The sequence below is a fragment of the Nioella sp. genome (assembly GCF_965215655.1).
Taxonomy (GTDB): domain Bacteria; phylum Pseudomonadota; class Alphaproteobacteria; order Rhodobacterales; family Rhodobacteraceae; genus Nioella.
On the sequence record NZ_OZ244111.1, the window covers coordinates 3,262,611 to 3,279,728 of the forward strand.

General features: G+C 65.3%; 18 protein-coding genes. 7 read left to right on the top strand and 11 right to left on the bottom strand.

Going from position 1 to position 17,118, the window contains the following annotated elements:
- Positions 1-64 precede the first annotated feature (64 nt).
- Positions 65-856: a tryptophan synthase subunit alpha gene (trpA, locus tag ACOOEX_RS16295; RefSeq protein ID WP_420395815.1), complete on the top strand. Its 792-nt coding sequence runs from the start codon at positions 65-67 to the stop codon at positions 854-856.
- 5 nt (positions 857-861) lie between these two features.
- A complete protein-coding gene (locus ACOOEX_RS16300) occupies positions 862-1,002 on the top strand; it encodes a hypothetical protein (RefSeq protein ID WP_306047580.1) in 141 nt (46 codons plus the stop codon).
- Here the strand turns inward: ACOOEX_RS16300 and ACOOEX_RS16305 are convergent.
- Positions 999-1,439, bottom strand: a complete 441-nt coding sequence (locus ACOOEX_RS16305; protein ID WP_420395816.1) for a MaoC family dehydratase — start codon at positions 1,437-1,439, stop codon at positions 999-1,001. The genes ACOOEX_RS16300 and ACOOEX_RS16305 overlap by 4 nt on opposite strands.
- A 106-nt stretch (positions 1,440-1,545) precedes the next feature.
- On the opposite strand from ACOOEX_RS16305, the gene ACOOEX_RS16310 reads away from it, so the two are divergent.
- Complete coding sequence (locus tag ACOOEX_RS16310; protein ID WP_420395817.1) at positions 1,546-2,709, top strand: alpha-hydroxy acid oxidase; 1,164 nt, start codon at positions 1,546-1,548, stop codon at positions 2,707-2,709.
- Between the two features lie 35 nt (positions 2,710-2,744).
- Here the strand turns inward: ACOOEX_RS16310 and ACOOEX_RS16315 are convergent, their stop codons facing one another.
- The 8 genes from ACOOEX_RS16315 to ACOOEX_RS16350 form a co-directional block, all read right to left on the bottom strand.
- On the bottom strand, positions 2,745-4,772 hold the full coding sequence (locus ACOOEX_RS16315) for a M3 family metallopeptidase (protein WP_420395818.1): 2,028 nt from the start codon (positions 4,770-4,772) through the stop codon (positions 2,745-2,747).
- Between the two features lie 118 nt (positions 4,773-4,890).
- A complete protein-coding gene (locus tag ACOOEX_RS16320; protein ID WP_420395819.1) occupies positions 4,891-5,691 on the bottom strand; it encodes an amino acid ABC transporter permease in 801 nt (266 codons plus the stop codon).
- Positions 5,692-5,736: 45 nt separating this feature from the next.
- A complete protein-coding gene (locus ACOOEX_RS16325; protein WP_420395820.1) occupies positions 5,737-6,531 on the bottom strand; it encodes a substrate-binding periplasmic protein in 795 nt (264 codons plus the stop codon).
- A gap of 61 nt (positions 6,532-6,592) precedes the next feature.
- A complete protein-coding gene (locus ACOOEX_RS16330) occupies positions 6,593-7,642 on the bottom strand; it encodes a HesA/MoeB/ThiF family protein (RefSeq protein WP_420395821.1) in 1,050 nt (349 codons plus the stop codon).
- A complete protein-coding gene (gene dut, locus ACOOEX_RS16335; protein WP_420395822.1) occupies positions 7,642-8,109 on the bottom strand; it encodes a dUTP diphosphatase in 468 nt (155 codons plus the stop codon). The genes ACOOEX_RS16330 and dut overlap by 1 nt, the downstream gene beginning before the upstream one ends.
- 46 nt (positions 8,110-8,155) lie before the next feature.
- Complete coding sequence (coaBC, locus tag ACOOEX_RS16340) at positions 8,156-9,355, bottom strand: bifunctional phosphopantothenoylcysteine decarboxylase/phosphopantothenate--cysteine ligase CoaBC (RefSeq protein WP_420395823.1); 1,200 nt, start codon at positions 9,353-9,355, stop codon at positions 8,156-8,158.
- 405 nt (positions 9,356-9,760) lie between these two features.
- Positions 9,761-10,561 carry a ChaN family lipoprotein gene (locus ACOOEX_RS16345; RefSeq protein WP_420395824.1) on the bottom strand — a complete coding sequence of 267 codons (801 nt, stop codon included), beginning with the start codon at positions 10,559-10,561 and terminating at the stop codon, positions 9,761-9,763.
- A 50-nt stretch (positions 10,562-10,611) separates the two neighbouring features.
- A complete protein-coding gene (locus tag ACOOEX_RS16350) occupies positions 10,612-11,490 on the bottom strand; it encodes an RNA polymerase factor sigma-32 (protein WP_420395825.1) in 879 nt (292 codons plus the stop codon).
- A 76-nt stretch (positions 11,491-11,566) separates the two neighbouring features.
- On the opposite strand from ACOOEX_RS16350, the gene cobU reads away from it, so the two are divergent.
- From cobU to ACOOEX_RS16370, 4 genes are all read left to right on the top strand, one after another.
- A complete protein-coding gene (gene cobU, locus ACOOEX_RS16355) occupies positions 11,567-12,094 on the top strand; it encodes a bifunctional adenosylcobinamide kinase/adenosylcobinamide-phosphate guanylyltransferase (RefSeq protein WP_420395826.1) in 528 nt (175 codons plus the stop codon).
- A gap of 100 nt (positions 12,095-12,194) precedes the next feature.
- On the top strand, positions 12,195-12,773 hold the full coding sequence (locus ACOOEX_RS16360) for a histidine phosphatase family protein (RefSeq protein WP_420395827.1): 579 nt from the start codon (positions 12,195-12,197) through the stop codon (positions 12,771-12,773).
- An 82-nt stretch (positions 12,774-12,855) separates the two neighbouring features.
- Entirely contained in the window at positions 12,856-13,725 is an 870-nt protein-coding gene (locus ACOOEX_RS16365; protein ID WP_420395828.1) for a glutathione S-transferase, read from the top strand.
- 24 nt (positions 13,726-13,749) lie between these two features.
- Entirely contained in the window at positions 13,750-15,288 is a 1,539-nt protein-coding gene (locus tag ACOOEX_RS16370) for a YifB family Mg chelatase-like AAA ATPase (protein ID WP_420395829.1), read from the top strand.
- Here ACOOEX_RS16370 and ACOOEX_RS16375 read toward each other — a convergent pair.
- Together ACOOEX_RS16375 and gshB are read right to left on the bottom strand one after the other, a co-directional pair.
- On the bottom strand, positions 15,285-16,166 hold the full coding sequence (locus ACOOEX_RS16375; RefSeq protein ID WP_420395830.1) for an alpha/beta hydrolase: 882 nt from the start codon (positions 16,164-16,166) through the stop codon (positions 15,285-15,287). The genes ACOOEX_RS16370 and ACOOEX_RS16375 overlap by 4 nt on opposite strands.
- Positions 16,163-17,104, bottom strand: coding sequence for a glutathione synthase (gene gshB / locus ACOOEX_RS16380; RefSeq protein ID WP_420395831.1), 942 nt, complete (start codon positions 17,102-17,104; stop codon positions 16,163-16,165). The genes ACOOEX_RS16375 and gshB overlap by 4 nt, the downstream gene beginning before the upstream one ends.
- Positions 17,105-17,118: the final 14 nt, after the last annotated feature.

Here is a 17,118-nt window from a genome sequence, read left to right on the forward strand (position 1 = left end):
AAGCCCCATTGATTTCCTCGCAGACATTCGCCAAACGGGGCCGGAAGACTTGCGAGGAATTGCCATGACCCGGATCAACGCCAAATTCGCTGCCCTGAAGGACGAGGGGAAGAAAGCCTTCGTGTCCTACATCATGGCCGGTGACCCCGACTACGCCACCTCGCTGGAGATCATGAAAGGCCTGCCCGGCGCGGGCGTGGACATCATCGAACTTGGCCTGCCCTTCACCGATCCGATGGCCGATGGCCCCACGATCCAGATTGCCGGTCAGCGCGCGCTGGAGGCCGGGCAGACCCTGCAAAAGACGCTCGATATGGCTGCCGAGTTCCGCAAAACCGACGACACCACCCCGATCGTGCTGATGGGGTATTACAACCCGATCTACAGCCGGGGCGTGGATAAGTTCCTTGTCGATGCCAAGGCCGCCGGGATCGACGGGCTGATCGTGGTGGACCTTCCGCCGGAAGAGGACGAGGAGCTGTGCATTCCGGCCCAGAAGGCGGGCCTCAACTTCATCCGTCTAGCCACCCCCACAACCGATGACGACCGCCTGCCCAAAGTGCTGCAGAACACGTCCGGCTTCGTTTATTACGTCTCGATCACCGGCATCACCGGGGCCGCCGCCGCCGAAGCCACCGATGTGGCCCCCGAGGTCGCGCGGATCAAATCGCAGACCGACCTGCCCGTGATCGTGGGCTTTGGCATCCGCACGCCCGAGACCTCTCAGGCCATCGCGTCCGTCGCGGATGGGGCCGTCGTCGGCTCCGCCATCGTGTCCGAAATCGCAGCGGGCAAGCCGGTGGCCGAGGTGCTGAGCTTCGTCAAATCGCTGGCAGACGGCGCGCATCGGGCCTGAGTCCGATGATTGCCTTGTCCCTGGGAAGCTTCGCGCCCGCCCTGATTGCCGCTGCCCCCGGCACTATCGCCATGATCGCAACGACAGCCCCGGGCGCACCGACGCTTCTGCCGGGGCTGGTCACCGTCCTGTCGGCGTTCGGCTAACCCACCTGCCGCCTAAGGATATGCGTCGCGCGGTATTTCGCGACCTCTTCGCCGTCCTGGTTGTAGATCCGGTACTGGATTTCGGTCCGCCCCCGGTCGGGCCGCGACTGCGACGGGGTGGAGCCGATCACCTCTGCCTCTGCATGCAGCGTATCGCCGGGATAGACCGGCTTCATCCACCGCAACTCGTCCAGACCCGGAGACCCCAACGACGCCTCGTTCCACACATCCGCTTCAAGAGACAGGACGAAGGCAGTCAGGATGGTGTGGAACCCGCTGGCGATGATCCCACCATAGGGGGACTCCTTCGCCGCTTCGGGATCGGTATGGAAAGGCTGCGGGTCCCACCTGCGGGCAAAGCCCACGATCTCGGCCAAGGGCAGCGTCCGCGCCTCGGTCTTGAACCGGTAACCTACGGGCAAATCGTCGAAAAACATGTCTCCCTCCGCGTCTTGTCCCCTGCGGCAGAGTAACCGGAAAAAGGTCGTTGTGAACACGCGCACATATTGGTAAGAATTTCTCACCAATCTTGGAGGAGATCCCATGCCCGTCATTACCAATATCGACGATCTCAAGCGCATCTATAAGCGGCGCACCCCCAAGATGTTCTACGATTACGCGGAATCAGGCAGCTGGACGGAACAGACATTCCGTGAAAATGTCAGCGATTTCAGCCAGATCCGGCTGCGGCAGCGGGTGGCGGTGGACATGACCAACCGCAGCACCGCAACAAAAATGGTTGGTCAGGACGTGTCCATGCCGGTGGCGCTCGCCCCCGTGGGCATGACGGGGATGCAATGCGCTGATGGTGAGATCAAGGCCGCCCGCGCCGCCGAGAAGTTCGGCGTGCCCTTCACGCTGTCGACCCTCTCGATCTGTTCCATCGAGGATGTGGCCGAACAGACATCGAAGCCCTTCTGGTTCCAGGTCTACACGCTGACCGATGACGACTACATGCGCCGCCTGATCGGGCGCGCCCGCGACGCGGGCTGTTCGGCGCTGGTCATCACGCTCGACCTGCAGATGCTCGGCCAGCGGCACAAGGACCTCAAGAACGGCCTCTCCGCCCCGCCGAAACCCACGCTCGCCAACATGATCAACCTGTCGACCAAGTGGCGATGGGGCCTTGGGATGCTCGGCACCAAGCGCCGCACTTTCCGCAACGTGGTGGGCCATGTGGAGGGCATCACCGATCCCGCCTCGCTGACCTCATGGACGGCAGAGAAATTCGACCACGCGCTCGACTGGGACCGGGTGAAGCAGCTGATGGACATGTGGGGCGGCAAGGTGATCCTGAAGGGCATCCTCGATGCAGAAGATGCCGTCAAAGCCGCCGATCTGGGGGCTGACGCAATCATCGTCTCGAACCATGGCGGGCGGCAGATCGACGGGGCGCTCAGTTCCATCCGCATGCTGCAACCGATCCTGGACGCCGTGGGCGACCGGGTGGAGGTCCATATCGACGGCGGCATTCGCTCGGGCCAGGACGTGCTGAAGGCCGTCGCCATGGGCGCCAAGGGCACCTATATCGGGCGCGCTTTTGTTTACGGCCTTGGCGCCATGGGCGAAGAAGGCGTGACCAAGGCGCTGGAGGTGATCCACAAGGAACTGGACACCAACATGGCGCTGTGCGGAGAACGCCAGCTGACCAACCTCGGGCGGCAGAACATCCTGGTGCCCAAGGGATTTTCCGGCGAGTGGGAATAAGGGACAGGGCGGCCACCGGGACCGCCCTTTTTTATTCAAGCCGCGCTGTCCAGCCCCCGGCCCTTCAGCAGCGCCTCCACACCCGGCATCCGGCCCCGGAAGGCGGTATAGAGCGCGTCCGCCTCTTCGCTGCCGCCCGCTGACAGGATGAACCGTTCCAGCTTCGCCGCCGTCGCCGGGTCAAACACATCGCCCGCTTCCTCAAAGGCCTCGAACGCATCGGCATCCATCACCTCGGACCACATGTAGCTGTAGTAGCCCGAGGAATAGCCGTCGCCCGAGAAGACATGCGCGAATTGCGGCGTTGCGTGGCGCATGACAATCGCGCGCGGCATCCCGATGCGGGCCAGTGTCTCCGCCTGCGCCGCCATCGGGTCGGCGGGTGCGGCCCCGTCGTGGAAATCGAGATCGACCAGAGCGGATGCCACGTATTCCACCGTCTGAAACCCCATATCATAGGTCCGCGCTGCCAAGAGGCGGTCCAGCAGATCCTTTGGCATCGGCTGGCCGGTGTCCGCGTGGCGGGCGTGCTTTTCCAAAACTTCCGGCACGTCGAGCCAGTGCTCATAGAGCTGGCTCGGCAGTTCCACGAAATCGCGCGCCACCGATGTGCCCGAAATCGAGCCGTAGGTCACATCGGACAGCATCTGATGCAGCGCGTGGCCGAACTCGTGGAACAGGGTCCGCGCGTCGTCGTAACTCAGCAGCGCCGGCGCGCCCTCGGCGGGTTTGGCGAAGTTGCAGACATTGACCACGATTGGGCGTTCCTCGCCATCAAGCTTGGATTGCGACCGCATCGCCGAACACCACGCGCCCGAACGTTTGGACCCGCGCGCGAAATAGTCCCCGAGGAATACCGCCATGTGACGGCCACTCCGCGTGACCTCCCACGCCCGCACATCGGGGTGATACATCGCTGCATCAAGCGGCGCAAAATCGAGGCCGAAGAGCCGGTTCGCACAGTCAAACGCCGCCTCGATCATGCTGTCGAGCTGGAAATAGGGTTTCAGCTCCGCCTCATCCAGATCATGTTCCGCCACCCGGCGTTTCTCCGAATAATACCGCCAGTCCCAGGGCTCCAGATCGCCGTTGATGCCATCGGCCTGCATCATCTCGGTCAGGCGCTCCGCGTCGCGCTCGGCCTGCGCCTTGGCGGGTTCCCAGACCTGCATCAGCAGATCGCGCACATTGTCCGGTTTGCCCGCCATCTCGGTATCCAGCTTGAAGGCGGCGAAGCTCTCGTAGCCCAACAACCGCGCGCGTTCCTCGCGCAGGGCCAGCGTTTCGGCAGCTATCGCCCGGTTGTCGGTTTCGCCGCCGTTTGCGCCCCGCGCCGCCCAGGCCTGCATGGCCTTTTCGCGCAGATCACGACGGGGGGAGAATTGCAGGAACGACACGATCAGTGACCGTGACAGGGTCACCACCGGGCCATCCGCGCCCTTCTCTTTCCCTGCCGCGCGGGCGGCATCAACGACGAAGCCCGGCAGGCCCTCCAGATCGTCCTCGGACAGTTCCATGAACCAGCTACGCTCATCGGCCAGCAGGTTCTGCGTGAACTGCGTGCCAAGCACGGCAAGCCGCGATTTCACGTCGGTCAGCCGGTCACGATCCGCCCCCTCCAGCGCAGCACCTGCCCGCGTGAAACTGCGATGCGTCAGGTAGAGAACGCGCTCCTGCTCCGGGCTCAGGCCGAGGCTTTCGCGGTTCTGCCATAGCGTGTCGATCCGCTGCCACAGTGCGCGGTTGTTGGTGATCTCGGAGGAATAGGCCGAGAGCTTCGGCGCCATGTCCCGCTGCAATGCCTCGCGGGTCGGGTTCGCATCAGCGCCCGCAAGGTTGTAGAAGACGCCCGCCACCCGGTCGAGCAGCCGGTCGGCCCGTTCCAGTGCCTCGATCGTATTGGCGAAGGTGGGTGGCTCCGGGTTGTTGGCAATGGCCCTGATCGCGGCGCGGCCCTGGTCCAGCGCATGGTCCAGCGCGGGGGCGAAATGGGTGTCTTCGATCTGGGCAAAGGGTGGCAGGGCGAAGGGGGTGTCCCAATCCTGCAAAAGCGGGTTCGTCATTATGTGTCTCCTTTGGGAGAAAGATAGGCGAGGCCTGCGCGGGTGGCGAGGGCGGGACGCCTCCGACGGGAGTATTTTTGCCAAGAAGAAGGGGGCCTGCGTTAACCTTAATGCGGGGTTAGCGGTCCGAGTGGCCCTTGCGCATGGATTTCTCCACTTGGCGCAGACCGAGCGAGAGGGTGATCGTCATCGTCAGGTAGATCAGCGCCACCACGTTATAGGTCTCGAAATAGCGGAAATTGCCCGCCGCCGTGACCTTGCCCAGTTGCGTGATGTCGAGCACGCCCAGAACCGAGACCAGAGAGCTGTCCTTCACCATCGCAACGAAATCATTGCCCAAGGGCGGCAGGATCACCCGAATGGCCTGCGGGAAGACGATATGGCGAAAGCGCTGGCGGCGGTTGAGGCCAAGGGCCTCGGCGGCCTCGATCTGGCCCTTGTCCACCGATTGCAGCCCGGCGCGAAAGACCTCTGCCAGAAAGGCGGAATAGGCGATGGACAGCGCCAGGATCGCGCGCCACAGCAGGCTGAAATCACGGGTGCGGATCGGGTCGAGACCGATCTGCCCCGCCACCCAGTTCCAGCCCGCGACCAGCGCCGGGGCCAGCACGAAGGCCACGTAAAGCAGCAGCACAAGGATCGGGATGCCCCGTATGACCTCCACATAGAACCTTGCGCATTGGCGCAGGATCAGTGACCGCGACTGACTGGCCAGCGCCAGCCCAAGCCCCACGGTGGCGGCGGTGAAGAAGGCCACGATGGTGACGAAAATCGTGATCCCAATGCCCCGTTGCAGGGTCGTCAGAACCTGCCGGTACTGATCATCGGCCAGCACCTGCCAGAAGGCGAACAGCCCCAACCCGGCCACGGCGAGCAGCCACCAGGGGAAATCCTTGTCGCTTTGGGGGGAAGGGATCATGCGCGAGAAAGGCCCCGGCCCTGCGCGGACCGGGGCAAAGACGGCTCAGCCGCCAAAGCTGTAATCGACGAACCAGCGCTGGTTCAGTTCATCCAGCGTGCCATCCTCGCGCATGGACGCAATCGCCGCGTTCATCGGCCCGACCAGGTCCGAGCCGCGCGGGAAGATGAAGCCGAAATCCTCGGTTCCAAGCGGATCGCCGATGATGGCCAGCCGATCGGGGTTGGCACGAACATAGCCCTCGCCACCTGTGGAATCGGTCAGCACCATGTCTACATCCTCGGTCAGCAGGCCCTGCACGGCGGCACCAAAAGTTTCGAACAGCTGAATGCGCGGGTTGGCTTCGTTGCCATCCAGCACCTCGTAGACGCCCACATAGAAGGGTGTCGTGCCCGCCTGGCTGCCCATCAGGAAATCCTCATCGGCGGCAAAGCTTTCGGCATCCGTGAACCGGGTTTCCCCGGCGCGCACCAGCATGCGCATCTGGCTGGTCATGTAGCTGTCGGAGAAATCGACCATCTCGGCCCGATCTTCGCGGATGGTGATGCCGGTCATGCCCATGTCGAACTGGCCCTCGGAGACAGCGGCAATCATCGCGTCCCAGCTGATGGTCTCGTAGACCACGGTGATGTTCAGCCGCTCGGCGATGATCTCCATCGCGTCATATTCCCACCCGGCGGGCTGGCCGGTATTGGGATCGACGAACTGCAAAGGCGGATAGGCGTTTTCGGTGACGATCACCACTTCGCGGCCTTCGAGATTGGGCATGTGACCATCGGCAAGGGCCGAAACGGGGGCCAGCGCGGCAAGGGCCAGCGCGGCGGCAGCAAGGCGTTTCATTGGAAAGACTCCCTGTTTTGTTATGGGGGCAGTATGGCGCGGCCTTGGCAACACGCAAGGGTCAGCCGCCGCAGACCGGGCACATTTCATTGCGCTTCATGGTGATCAGCCGGGTTTCTGCGTAAAGCGCATCATAGATCAGCATCCGCCCGCGCAGCGGCTCGCCCGCGCCAGCAATCAGCTTCACCACCTCGCCCGCCATCATGGCACCGATGACACCTGGCAACGCGCCAATGACCCCGGTTTCCGAACAGGTCGCCGCCATGCCCGGCGCGGGCGCATCGGGGAAGACGCAGGCCATGCAGGGCGCGCCACGGGCGGGATCGTAGATCGTCACCTGCCCCTCCCAGGCCGAGATCGCGCCGGACACAACGGGTTTACCCGTGGCGACGGCCGCCCGGTTGATCAGGTCACGGATGGGCCAGGCATCGGTGCCATCCACGATCAGGTCATAGTCGGCAAACAGCGCCTCCGCGATCTCCGCCGTCAGTTCACGGTGATAGGGGCGCACATCAATGTGAGGGTTCACGGCCAGCATCCGCTCGCGGGCCGAAAACACCTTGGGTACTCCCTGCGCCTGATCGGTATGGATGATCTGCCTTTGCAGGTTGCTCAGGTCCACCTCGTCATGGTCGATGACGCCAAGCCGCCCCACACCTGCCGCCGCAAGGTAGAGCAGTACCGGCGATCCCAGCCCCCCTGCCCCGACAACCAGCACCTTGGCTTGTTTCAGCCGCTTTTGCCCCGGTCCGCCCACTTCGCGCAGGGTGATATGGCGGGCGTAGCGTTCCAGTTCCTCGCCCGAAAACGAACCTGCAGGTTTCGGCGCGTCGGCCTCGCGCGCACCCTCAACGGCCTCGGCCCGCGCCCGCAGCCGCCGCAACCCCTCACGATAGGCCAGCACCAGCACAACGACCCCGCCCAGCATCAGCCAAGGGGCGGGCGACCCACCCGTGCCAACCCGCAAGGGATGCGCCTCGGGCAACGCCACCTGCACCAGCAGGACCGCCATGTAGAGCACCAGCAGCATCACCAGCCTCGCCCGCACCGGCGCGCCCATCAGCCAGCCCACGCCCCAAAGCGCCGCCGCCATGGCCAGAACCACCCCCATCAGCCGCGCCCCGTGGAGCCAAACCCGCCCGCGCCCCGGTGACTGTCGGACAGGCCCTCGGCCACGTCGAACACGGCCTGAACCACGGGCGCAACAATCGCCTGCGCGATGCGGTCGCCATGGGCAATCGGGAACGGCTCAGACCCATAATTGATCAGCAGCACCCCCAAAGGCCCGCGATAATCGCTGTCGATGGTGCCGGGCGTATTCGGCAGCGAAATCCCGTGTTTCAGCGCCAGACCCGACCGGGGCCTGATCTGCATCTCGTACCCGTCCGGTATCTCGACCCGCAGCCCCGTGGGCACGATCCGCCGCTCCATCGGGGCCAGTACAAGGCCGCCTTCCCGGTTCTCGGGCATCAAATTCGCGCGCAGATCGGCCCCCGCCGCCCCTGCCGTTTCATAAGACGGCAAGGCCACGCCGGGATCGGCCCAATCCTCTCGCAGCACCCTGATGGTCACCGCCATGCCCTGCCCCTTCTTCTTTGCCCAAATACCCCCGCCGGAGGCAGCCTCACCGCGCCAGCGCCTCGGCAATGCGCGCCGCCAGCCGCCGGGCGGTTTCTTCCTTCGACAGGCGCGGCCAGTCCTCGACGCCCTCCGCCGTCACGATGGAGACCTTGTTTTCCGACCCGCCCATGATGCCGGTCGCAGGCGAAACGTCATTCGCCACGATCCAGTCACACCCCTTGCGCGCCCGTTTCGCGGTGGCGTTGGCCTCCACGTCATGGGTCTCGGCAGCAAAGCCCACGACGAGGCCAGGGCGTCCGTCGCCCATCTGCGACACGGTCTTCAGGATATCCGGGTTCTCTGCGAAATCGAGCGAGGGCAGGCCCGCCCCTTCGGTCTTCTTCATCTTGCGGTCGGTCGCATTGGCCACCCGCCAATCGGCCACGGCGGCAGCAAACACGGCGGCATCTGCGGGCAGCGCGGCCTCGACCGCATCCAGCATCTCGCGCGCGGTTTCGACCTTGACCACCTTCACGCCTGCGGGCGGAGCGACCCGCGCAGGCCCTGTTACGAACGTGACCGATGCACCAAGGCCACGCAGCGCGGCAGCGAGCGCAGTTCCCTGCGCGCCAGAGGATCGGTTGGCGATATAACGCACCGGGTCAATCGGCTCATGGGTGGGGCCAGAGGTCACCAGCACATGCCGCCCTTTCAACGGCCCGTCCGACAGGGCCGCGCCAATGGCGGCCACAATGTCGGGCACCTCCGCCATGCGCCCGGGCCCGAATTCACCGCAGGCCATCGCGCCCTCATCGGGGCCGACCACCAGCACCCCATCGCCCTGCAATGTCGCCAGATTGCGCTGCGTCGCCGGATGCTCCCACATCCGCACGTTCATCGCGGGCGCGATCAGCACGCGCTTGTCGGTGGCCATCAACAGGGTCGAGGCCAGGTCATTCGCCAGCCCGTTCGCCATCTTCGCCATCAGGTCGGCGGTGGCGGGGGCAACGACGACCAGATCAGCGGCACGGCTCAGCTCGATATGGCCCATCTCGGCCTCGTCCGTCAGGTCGAAGAGATCCCGATAGACCTTTTGCGCCGCCAGTGCCGAGGCGGAAAGCGGCGTCACGAACTCCTCGCCTGCGCGGGTCAGAACCGGCACCACTTCAGCGCCCTGCTCCCGCAATCGGCGGATCAGGTCAAGCGATTTGAAGGCCGCGATGCCGCCACCGATGATCAGAAGAATGCGCTTGTCCGCCAGCATGGGACCTCCGCCCATTGGTCATTTTCTGACGCTCAACCTAGTCGCCCCGTTCCCCCATCACAAGCCGCCACAAACCCCGGCAGGTCGCGGCCCGGAACGGGCCGCGCGGGTCGATGCGCGATGCGCAGCGAAATTCCCATCGGACAAACAGCGCCCCGGTTAATCCCATCTTCAGGAAGATCTGCCAATCTGACCGCCGGTTAACCGACTGCAACAGCGTGGCCCGGTCCCTCCCGATGCCTCAGACCACCCCTGACAAGGGTGCAGGTGGACGGGGGAATTCCCGGAAGCTTCCACGAAGACCGACAGACCGCGCGCCTTTTCGAGGCGGCGCCGCTTCACCTCCCTGCCCGTTCCTGCGCAATCGCGCCCCCGGCAGCACATTCCCAGAGATTTACAGGCCCGTCACTGAAACGCCGCGCAGGGATCGTCCCGTTCGGCGGGCTCTGTCACGCGCCACAGGTCGAAGGGTACGCCTGCCTCCGCTTCCGATTCGAACTGCCCCACGCTGATCACGGACAGCTCTGGCGCGGCCAGCGCAATCATCGCGGGCACCGCCCAATCGGTGCGCGCATGACCATTGCCGGTGATCAGCACCACCGGACCACCGGTCTCCTCCAGCGCCTCCAGCACCCGCGCGGCAAAGCCCGCGTCCCGCAGTCTCTGGGCTTCGACCATGCCCGGCAGCAGCGCGGCGGGAAGCGCATTGCAATGCGCTTCGGCCTGCATCTCTTCGCGCAGTGCCTGTTGATTTTCGGGAAGGGGCTGATCGAGCAAGAACGCCTGCGGGTCGCCTGCGAATCGCGCAGCCGCCCCCTCACTCACCGCCGCGCGCACATCCTCATAAGGCAGCGCCGCGCCGAAGATCGCAGCCTCGCCCAGGGCTGCAAACAGGGGCTGATACAATGCGAACTCTGGCCAGCCCGATTGATCCCACCCGATTTCAGCCGCCAATGCATCTGGAGAGGCAAGCAGATCGGGTGTGATCCGCGTCGCCTGGTCGGGCGACAGCATCTCGAACACAACCGCTGCGGGGGCAAGGACCTCCACGGCCTCGGCCTGCCACAGGTGATGGGCGGGATTATCATGTACCTCGCCAAGGATCACCACATCCGCGCCGCGCAGTTGGTCCAGCCCCGCCAAAGGGGCGGACCAGACCGCGCAGGCTGACAGACTCAGCACAAGGATCGCAAGACGCTGTTTCATGGCACCCAGCAAACGCGCAAGGCCCGGCGCGGACAAGCCGACAGGCTGTCTCAGCCCATCATCCCGCGCAGTTCTTCTTCACGGGGGGCCAGCTTGCGGCGCATCTTCTGCAAGGCGCCCGCCTCGATCTGGCGCACGCGCTCTTTCGACAGGCCCAGTTCCTCGCCGAGGCTTTCCAGCGTCCGGGCCGGGTTGGTCAGCTTGCGCGCGGCAATGATCTTCTGTTCCCGCTCGGTCAGCGTGCCCAGCGCATCGCCCAGCCATTCGCGCAGACGCGTGCTGTCCTTCTCGCGCTCAAACCGCTCGCTCGCCTGTTCACCGTCGTCTTCCAGTGTCTCGATCCACTCACGGCCCTCATCGCCATCGGATTGCAGGGCGTTCAGCGAGAAATCCGACCCGGCTAGGCGGCCCTCCATCAATTCGACGTCCTTCAGCGCCACGCCGATCTCGGTTGCGATCCGCTCTCGCAACTGGTGGGAATCCAGCTCCAAACCCTCCGCCGCGGCATCAGCCTCCAGCCGGGCGCGCACACGCCGCATGTTGAAGAACAGGCTCTTTTGCGAAGATGTCGACCCGGTGCGCACCATCGACCAGTTGCGCATCACGAAATCCTGCATCCCGGCGCGAATCCACCACACGGCGTATGTCGAAAAGCGAACGCCCCGGTCGGGGTCGAAGCGATCAGCGGCTTTCATCAGGCCAAGCCCTGCCTCCTGGATGAGATCGTTCATCGAGGCGCCGTAGCCCTTGAATTTCCACGCGATGGATATGGCCAGGCGCATGTAGGCGGTGATCAGGCGATGCAGCGCCGCCTCGTCCCGGTGGTCTCGCCAGGCAATGGCGAGATCGCGTTCCGTGTCGGCATCGAGCAACTCCGCTGCCCGTGCGTGGCGGGAAAGAGACTGGCCAGGATCAAAGTCGAGTGCCATAACGCGCTCCTGTTGGCTTGCATTCACGAGGGTTACGGTCGGGAACTGCGGCCGGATCACTTTTGGGGAGGAAAAAATGTCTTTGCCCGGACTGACATTGGTGATCGGCGGGGCCGCGTCAGGGAAATCCGCCCATGCCGAAGCGCTGGTGCGCGACCATGGCGGGCAGCGTGTCTATATCGCCACGGCGCAGGCGTTCGACGACGAAATGCACGCCAAGATCGCCGCCCATCAGGAAATGCGCGCAGGCGATGGCTGGCGCACCGTTGAAGCGCCGTTTGACGTTGTAGAGGCGCTGTCCGGGCTTGGGTCGGGTGATGTCGTGCTACTCGATTGCGCGACCTTCTGGCTGATGAACCTGCTGCTGGCAGAGCGGGATTGGCAGGAGGAAGCCGAGGCGCTGATTGCGGCGCTGCTGGCCTGCCCCGCGCCGGTTGTGGTGGTCAGCAACGAGACCGGACAGGGAATCGTGCCGGAGAATGCTTTGGCGCGCAGGTTTCGCGAGGCGCAGGGCCGGTTGAACCAGCGGCTGGCGGCCGAGGCCGGGCTGGTCGTGGCGGTGATGGCGGGGTTGCCGCTTGTGCTAAAGGGGGTAGCCCCGTGACGAGAGGGATTTCGCCGCCTTCGGCGTCGACCCGCGGGGGGCGCTGCCCCCCGCACCCCCCGAGGTATTTTTACCAAGATGAAAGGGAAGGGGCGGGCGCGTGACGGTCTGGCATTGGGTCCGGCACGGGCCAACGCATGAAAAAGCCTTTGTCGGGTGGCGGGATGTTCCGGCGGATTTGTCGGATACAGCGGTGATTGCCCGGCTGGATGCGGAATTGCCGCGACCGGCGCTTGTCGTGTCCTCGGATCTGGTACGCGCCACGGCCACGGCGGATGTGCTGATGGAGGGTCGGCAGCGATTACCCAATGTGCCCGACATGCGCGAGTTCGATTTCGGGGATTGGGACGGGCTGCATTTCACGCAAGTATCCGAGCGCGACCCGGTGCTGAGCCGCCGTTATTGGGAGGAGCCCGGCGATGTCGCCCCGCCCAATGGCGAAAGCTGGAACGCGGCTGCGGCGCGGGTCGCGCCGTTTGTCGACCGGATGAACCGGGACCATCCGGAGGCCCATATCGTGGCGGTGGCCCATTTCGGGATCATCATGACGCAGATCGAGCGCGCCTCGGGCCTGTCCGCTTACGAGGTGCTTGGGCACAGGATCGACAACCTCTCGGTCACGCGGCTGGTGCATGAGGGCGGTCTCTGGCGCGTCGAGACGATCAATCACCGTCCCTGATGCGCCGCGTCAGCAATTGGAATTGGACAGGCGCGTGCCCGCGGACCAAGCTGGCCGGACCGATTTTCAAATGGGTAGGACCATGACCTACACGCTTCTGATTGCAGATAGATCCTATTCCAGCTGGTCGCTGCGCGGCTGGCTCAGCTTTCGCGCCTTCGACATTCCGGTGAGCGTGAAATCCACCCGCATGTATTGCGACCAGTTCCGGCTGGATCTGGAGGCGTTCGCACCCGGCAACCGCACTGTGCCGATCGTCAAGACGCCCACCGGCGGGCTGCTGACCGATTCCATTGCCATCGCCTGGCACCTCGACCGGGCTTTCCCCGATAAGGGCCCGCTGCCTGCCGATCCCAATGCCCGCGCCCACGCCATGAGCCTGATTGCCGAGATGCATTCAGGTTTCACCGGCCTGCGCGGGGCCTGCCCGATGAACCTGCGCACGGGGTGGGAGGGGTTTGAGGTGACCGACGCGGTCCGCGAAGATCTGGAGCGGCTGGAGCGGGTCTGGGGCGAGGCGCTGGAGGCCCATGGGGGCCCGTGGCTCTGCGGAGATTACTCACTGGCCGATGTGTTCTTTGCCCCCGTCGCCACCCGCATCCTGACCTACGGCCTGCCGGTGTCGGACCAAGCGTTGGCCTATGCTGGGGCCCATGTGGCGCATCCCGCGTTCCGCCGTTGGCGGGCCATGGGGCTGGTCGAGGGGCCGGAACAACCCGCCTACGAGATGGGGCTGCCGCGTTGCGCCTTTCCAGCGCCCGAACCACTGCCGGCCCGCGCCGTCGATCATGGCCCATCCGAGAACACCGCCTGCCCCTATTCCGGCGACCCGGTCACGGATTTCATGGAAATGGATGGGCGCATCTTCGGCTTCTGCAACCCGTTTTGCCGCGACAAGACCGTGGCCGACCCTGAGGCCTGGCCGGACTTCATGGGTGTTTACCAATCGTAAAGGGTTTTCGGGCAAGCGTTAACCATGCCGGACGCGACCCGACCCGAAAGCCTTGCGCGCACCTACACCGTCGCCTTCGAAGGGTTGGAGGCCCGGCGGGTCGAGGTGCAATGCGCCATCACCCCGGGCCTGCCTGCCTTTTCCATCGTGGGCCTGCCCGACCGCGCCGTGGGCGAAGCGCGCGACCGTGTGCGCACGGCGCTGTCCACCATGGCCATCGCGCTGCCGTCCAAGCGCGTCACCATCAACCTGTCGCCCGCCGATCTGCCCAAGGAAGGATCGCATTTCGACCTGCCGATTGCGCTGGCCCTGCTTGGCGCTTTGGGGATCGTCCCGCGAGAGCGGGTCGAAGCGGCGATGAGCCTTGGGGAAATGTCGCTCGATGGGACCCTGGTACCCGTCATCGGCGCGCTGCCCACGGCGCTGGCGGCGGGCGAGGACGGGCGGGCGCTCTTCTGCCCGGCCGCCTGCGGGGCCGAGGCCGCCTGGGTCGGCGCAACCCCGGTCTTCGCGGGCCGCAATCTGGCCGAGATCATCGGCCACCTGACCGACCGCGCGCCCCTGCCGCCTGCCGAACCGGGCGAGGTGCTGAGCGAGCAGACCGGCAAGGACCTGCGCGAGGTGCGCGGGCAGGAACGCGCCAAGCGCGCGCTGGAGATTGCCGCCGCCGGGCGGCATCATTTTCTGATGGTGGGCGCGCCGGGGTCCGGCAAATCCATGCTTGCCGCGCGCCTGCCCGACCTCTTGCCGCCACTCACTGCCGCCGAGGCGCTGGAAACCTCTATGATCCATTCGCTGGCGGGGCTACTGGACGAGGGCGGCATTTCCCGAACCCGGCCCTATCGCGCGCCGCATCACACCGCCTCTATGCCCGCCATCGTGGGGGGTGGGCGACACGCCAAACCGGGGGAAATCAGCCTCGCCCATAACGGGGTGCTCTTCCTTGATGAATTCCCCGAATACCCCCGGCAGGTGCTGGAAACCCTGCGTCAGCCGATTGAAACCGGCGACGTGGTGGTGGCCCGTGCCAATGCGCATGTGACCTATCCCTGCCGGTTCCTGCTGCTGGCGGCTGCCAATCCCTGCCGCTGCGGGCATCTATATGACGCCGATCAGGCCTGTGGACGCGCGCCCTTATGTGGCGAGGATTACTTGGGCCGCATCTCCGGCCCGCTGATGGACCGGTTCGATTTGCGGCTGGAGGTGCCGCCAGTGGGGTTCACCGATCTCGACCTGCCGCCATCGGGCGATGACAGCGCCACGGTGGCTGCCCGGATCGCCGCCGCCCGCGACCGGCAGACTGCGCGATTCGAGGCGCTCGGGTCCAAGGCCCGCGTCAATGCCGATGCCGAAGGCGCGCTGCTCGATCAGATTGCGGAACCCGATGCCGAAGGTCGCGACATGCTGGTCAAGGCCGCCGAACGGTTCCGCCTGTCGGCGCGTGGCTATCACAGGGTCTTGCGGGTGGCGCGCACGATTGCCGATCTGGAAGGGGCGGACGCCGTGCGCATGCCCCATATCGCCGAGGCCCTGGGGTTCCGGCTGATCGCGGGCAAGAACTAGCGGATTGCGGCGGCCATCTGGTCGAGCGTGGCGTCTGCTTCGGGCAGCAGCCAGCCGGGAAAGATCGGCCAGACATGTGGCAGGCCGGGCGCAATGGTCAGATGCGTCTCCACCCCCTGCCTCTGCAACAGGTCCACCATGCGGCGGCTGTCATCGAGCAGGACCTCGCCATCCCCCACCCAGACATGCACAGGCCCGGCACCGGGAAACTGCGCGTAAAGCGCGCTGGCGCGCGGGTCTTGCGGATCGGCCCCGTCCAGATAGCCAAGCGCGGACACCCGGATGCCTTCGGGCGGCAGCACAACCTCGCTGGCGTCATTCGATTGCAGGCTGTCGCCGGTCATGGCCAGGTCCGTCAGGGGGGACAGAACCAGCGTGGCCAGCGGCTGCGGCAGGTCGGGTTCAGCACAGATCATCGCCAGCAGTGACAGGGCGAGCCCGCCGCCCGCGCTGTCGCCCGCCAGGATCACCGGACCTTGCGCCGCCATCTGCCGGTACAGGCGCAAGGCGGCCTCGGGCGCGGCTGGAAAGGGCGATTCGGGCGCAAGCGGGTAATGCGGCACCAACGCACCGCCGCCGATGCGCTTGACCAGCCGTCCGGCAAGACCCTTATGGGTGCGGTGGCTGCCGAAGACATAGGCCCCGCCATGCAGGTAGAGCAGCTGTGGCCCGGTGGAATCGCCAAGCTCCAGCACCTCCATCCCGGCGCGTTCGGTCCAGCGCTGCGGGACACCGCGCGGGATCGGGCACAGGATTCGGCACTGCCATTCAAACCGTCGGCGGACCCGTGTCGCCGCGTCCTGCCGGGCCAGACGGTTCAGCGCGGGCCGCTCGATCCATCGCAGCCAGGTGTTGAGCAGCCGCGCGCGGGCACTCATGTGACGCGCGCTTCGATGGCCTGCCAGATCTTCTCGGCAATGTTGATCCCGTCGAAGCGTTCCAGTTCCTGGATGCCGGTGGGAGAGGTCACGTTGATCTCGGTCAGCCAGCCGCCGATCACGTCAATTCCCACGAATATCTGCCCCTTCTCGCGCAGGAGCGGGCCGATGCGGGTACAGATCTCGCGGTCGCGGTCGGTCAGGGCCACCTTCTCGGGCCGCCCGCCCACATGCATGTTGGACCGGGTCTCGCCCTTGGCAGGGACGCGGTTGATTGCACCCACGGGTTCGCCATCGACCAGAATCACCCGCTTGTCGCCCGCCGAGACATCGGGCAGGAATTTCTGCGCGATCAGCGGCTCGCGGTTGATACCGGTGAAAAGCTCGTGCAGCGAATTGAGGTTGCGGTCATTGGGGTCGAGGCGGAAGACCCCGGCCCCGCCGTTGCCGTAAAGCGGCTTGAGGATGATGTCGCCATGCTTGTGCTTGAAGGCCTTCAAGGTCTCCAGATCGCGGGCGATGGTGGTGGGCGGCGTGAGGTCGGGGAAATCTAGGACCAGCAGTTTTTCCGGGAAGTTGCGGACCCAGAACGGGTCATTCACCACCAGCGTATCGGGATGGACACGTTCAAGGATATGGGTGGTGGTGATGTAGCCCATGTCGAAGGGCGGATCCTGGCGCAGCCAGACCACGTCCCAATCGGCAAGGTCGATCTCCTGCATATCGCCAATGCTGAAATGATCGCCCTGCACGCGCCGCACGGTCAGCGGCCAACCCCGCGCGGTCACCCGGCCTTCCTGATAGGCGAGCATGTCGGGCGTATAGTAGAACAGCTCATGACCCCGCGCCTGCGCCTCTTCGGCGATGCGGAACGTGCTGTCAGCGTCGATATTGATCGGACCGATCGGGTCCATCTGGATGGCAACCTTGAGGGGCATGCGGCGTCTCCAAT

Excerpts from the sequence above, each read along its gene's own strand:
- ACOOEX_RS16310 (WP_420395817.1), top strand. The coding sequence starts at position 1,546 with ATGCCCGTCATTACCAATATCGACGATCTCAAGCGCATCTATAAGCGG.
- ACOOEX_RS16345 (WP_420395824.1), bottom strand. The coding sequence starts at position 10,561 with ATGAAACAGCGTCTTGCGATCCTTGTGCTGAGTCTGTCAGCCTGCGCG.
- ACOOEX_RS16365 (WP_420395828.1), top strand. The coding sequence starts at position 12,856 with ATGACCTACACGCTTCTGATTGCAGATAGATCCTATTCCAGCTGGTCG.
- ACOOEX_RS16370 (WP_420395829.1), top strand. The coding sequence starts at position 13,750 with ATGCCGGACGCGACCCGACCCGAAAGCCTTGCGCGCACCTACACCGTC.
- cobU (WP_420395826.1), top strand. The coding sequence starts at position 11,567 with ATGTCTTTGCCCGGACTGACATTGGTGATCGGCGGGGCCGCGTCAGGG.
- ACOOEX_RS16320 (WP_420395819.1), bottom strand. The coding sequence starts at position 5,691 with ATGATCCCTTCCCCCCAAAGCGACAAGGATTTCCCCTGGTGGCTGCTC.
- ACOOEX_RS16350 (WP_420395825.1), bottom strand. The coding sequence starts at position 11,490 with ATGGCACTCGACTTTGATCCTGGCCAGTCTCTTTCCCGCCACGCACGG.
- ACOOEX_RS16330 (WP_420395821.1), bottom strand. The coding sequence starts at position 7,642 with ATGGGGGTGGTTCTGGCCATGGCGGCGGCGCTTTGGGGCGTGGGCTGG.
- ACOOEX_RS16305 (WP_420395816.1), bottom strand. The coding sequence starts at position 1,439 with ATGTTTTTCGACGATTTGCCCGTAGGTTACCGGTTCAAGACCGAGGCG.
- ACOOEX_RS16300 (WP_306047580.1), top strand. The coding sequence starts at position 862 with ATGATTGCCTTGTCCCTGGGAAGCTTCGCGCCCGCCCTGATTGCCGCT.
- coaBC (WP_420395823.1), bottom strand. The coding sequence starts at position 9,355 with ATGCTGGCGGACAAGCGCATTCTTCTGATCATCGGTGGCGGCATCGCG.
- gshB (WP_420395831.1), bottom strand. The coding sequence starts at position 17,104 with ATGCCCCTCAAGGTTGCCATCCAGATGGACCCGATCGGTCCGATCAAT.
- trpA (WP_420395815.1), top strand. The coding sequence starts at position 65 with ATGACCCGGATCAACGCCAAATTCGCTGCCCTGAAGGACGAGGGGAAG.
- ACOOEX_RS16325 (WP_420395820.1), bottom strand. The coding sequence starts at position 6,531 with ATGAAACGCCTTGCTGCCGCCGCGCTGGCCCTTGCCGCGCTGGCCCCC.
- dut (WP_420395822.1), bottom strand. The coding sequence starts at position 8,109 with ATGGCGGTGACCATCAGGGTGCTGCGAGAGGATTGGGCCGATCCCGGC.
- ACOOEX_RS16315 (WP_420395818.1), bottom strand. The coding sequence starts at position 4,772 with ATGACGAACCCGCTTTTGCAGGATTGGGACACCCCCTTCGCCCTGCCA.
- ACOOEX_RS16375 (WP_420395830.1), bottom strand. The coding sequence starts at position 16,166 with ATGAGTGCCCGCGCGCGGCTGCTCAACACCTGGCTGCGATGGATCGAG.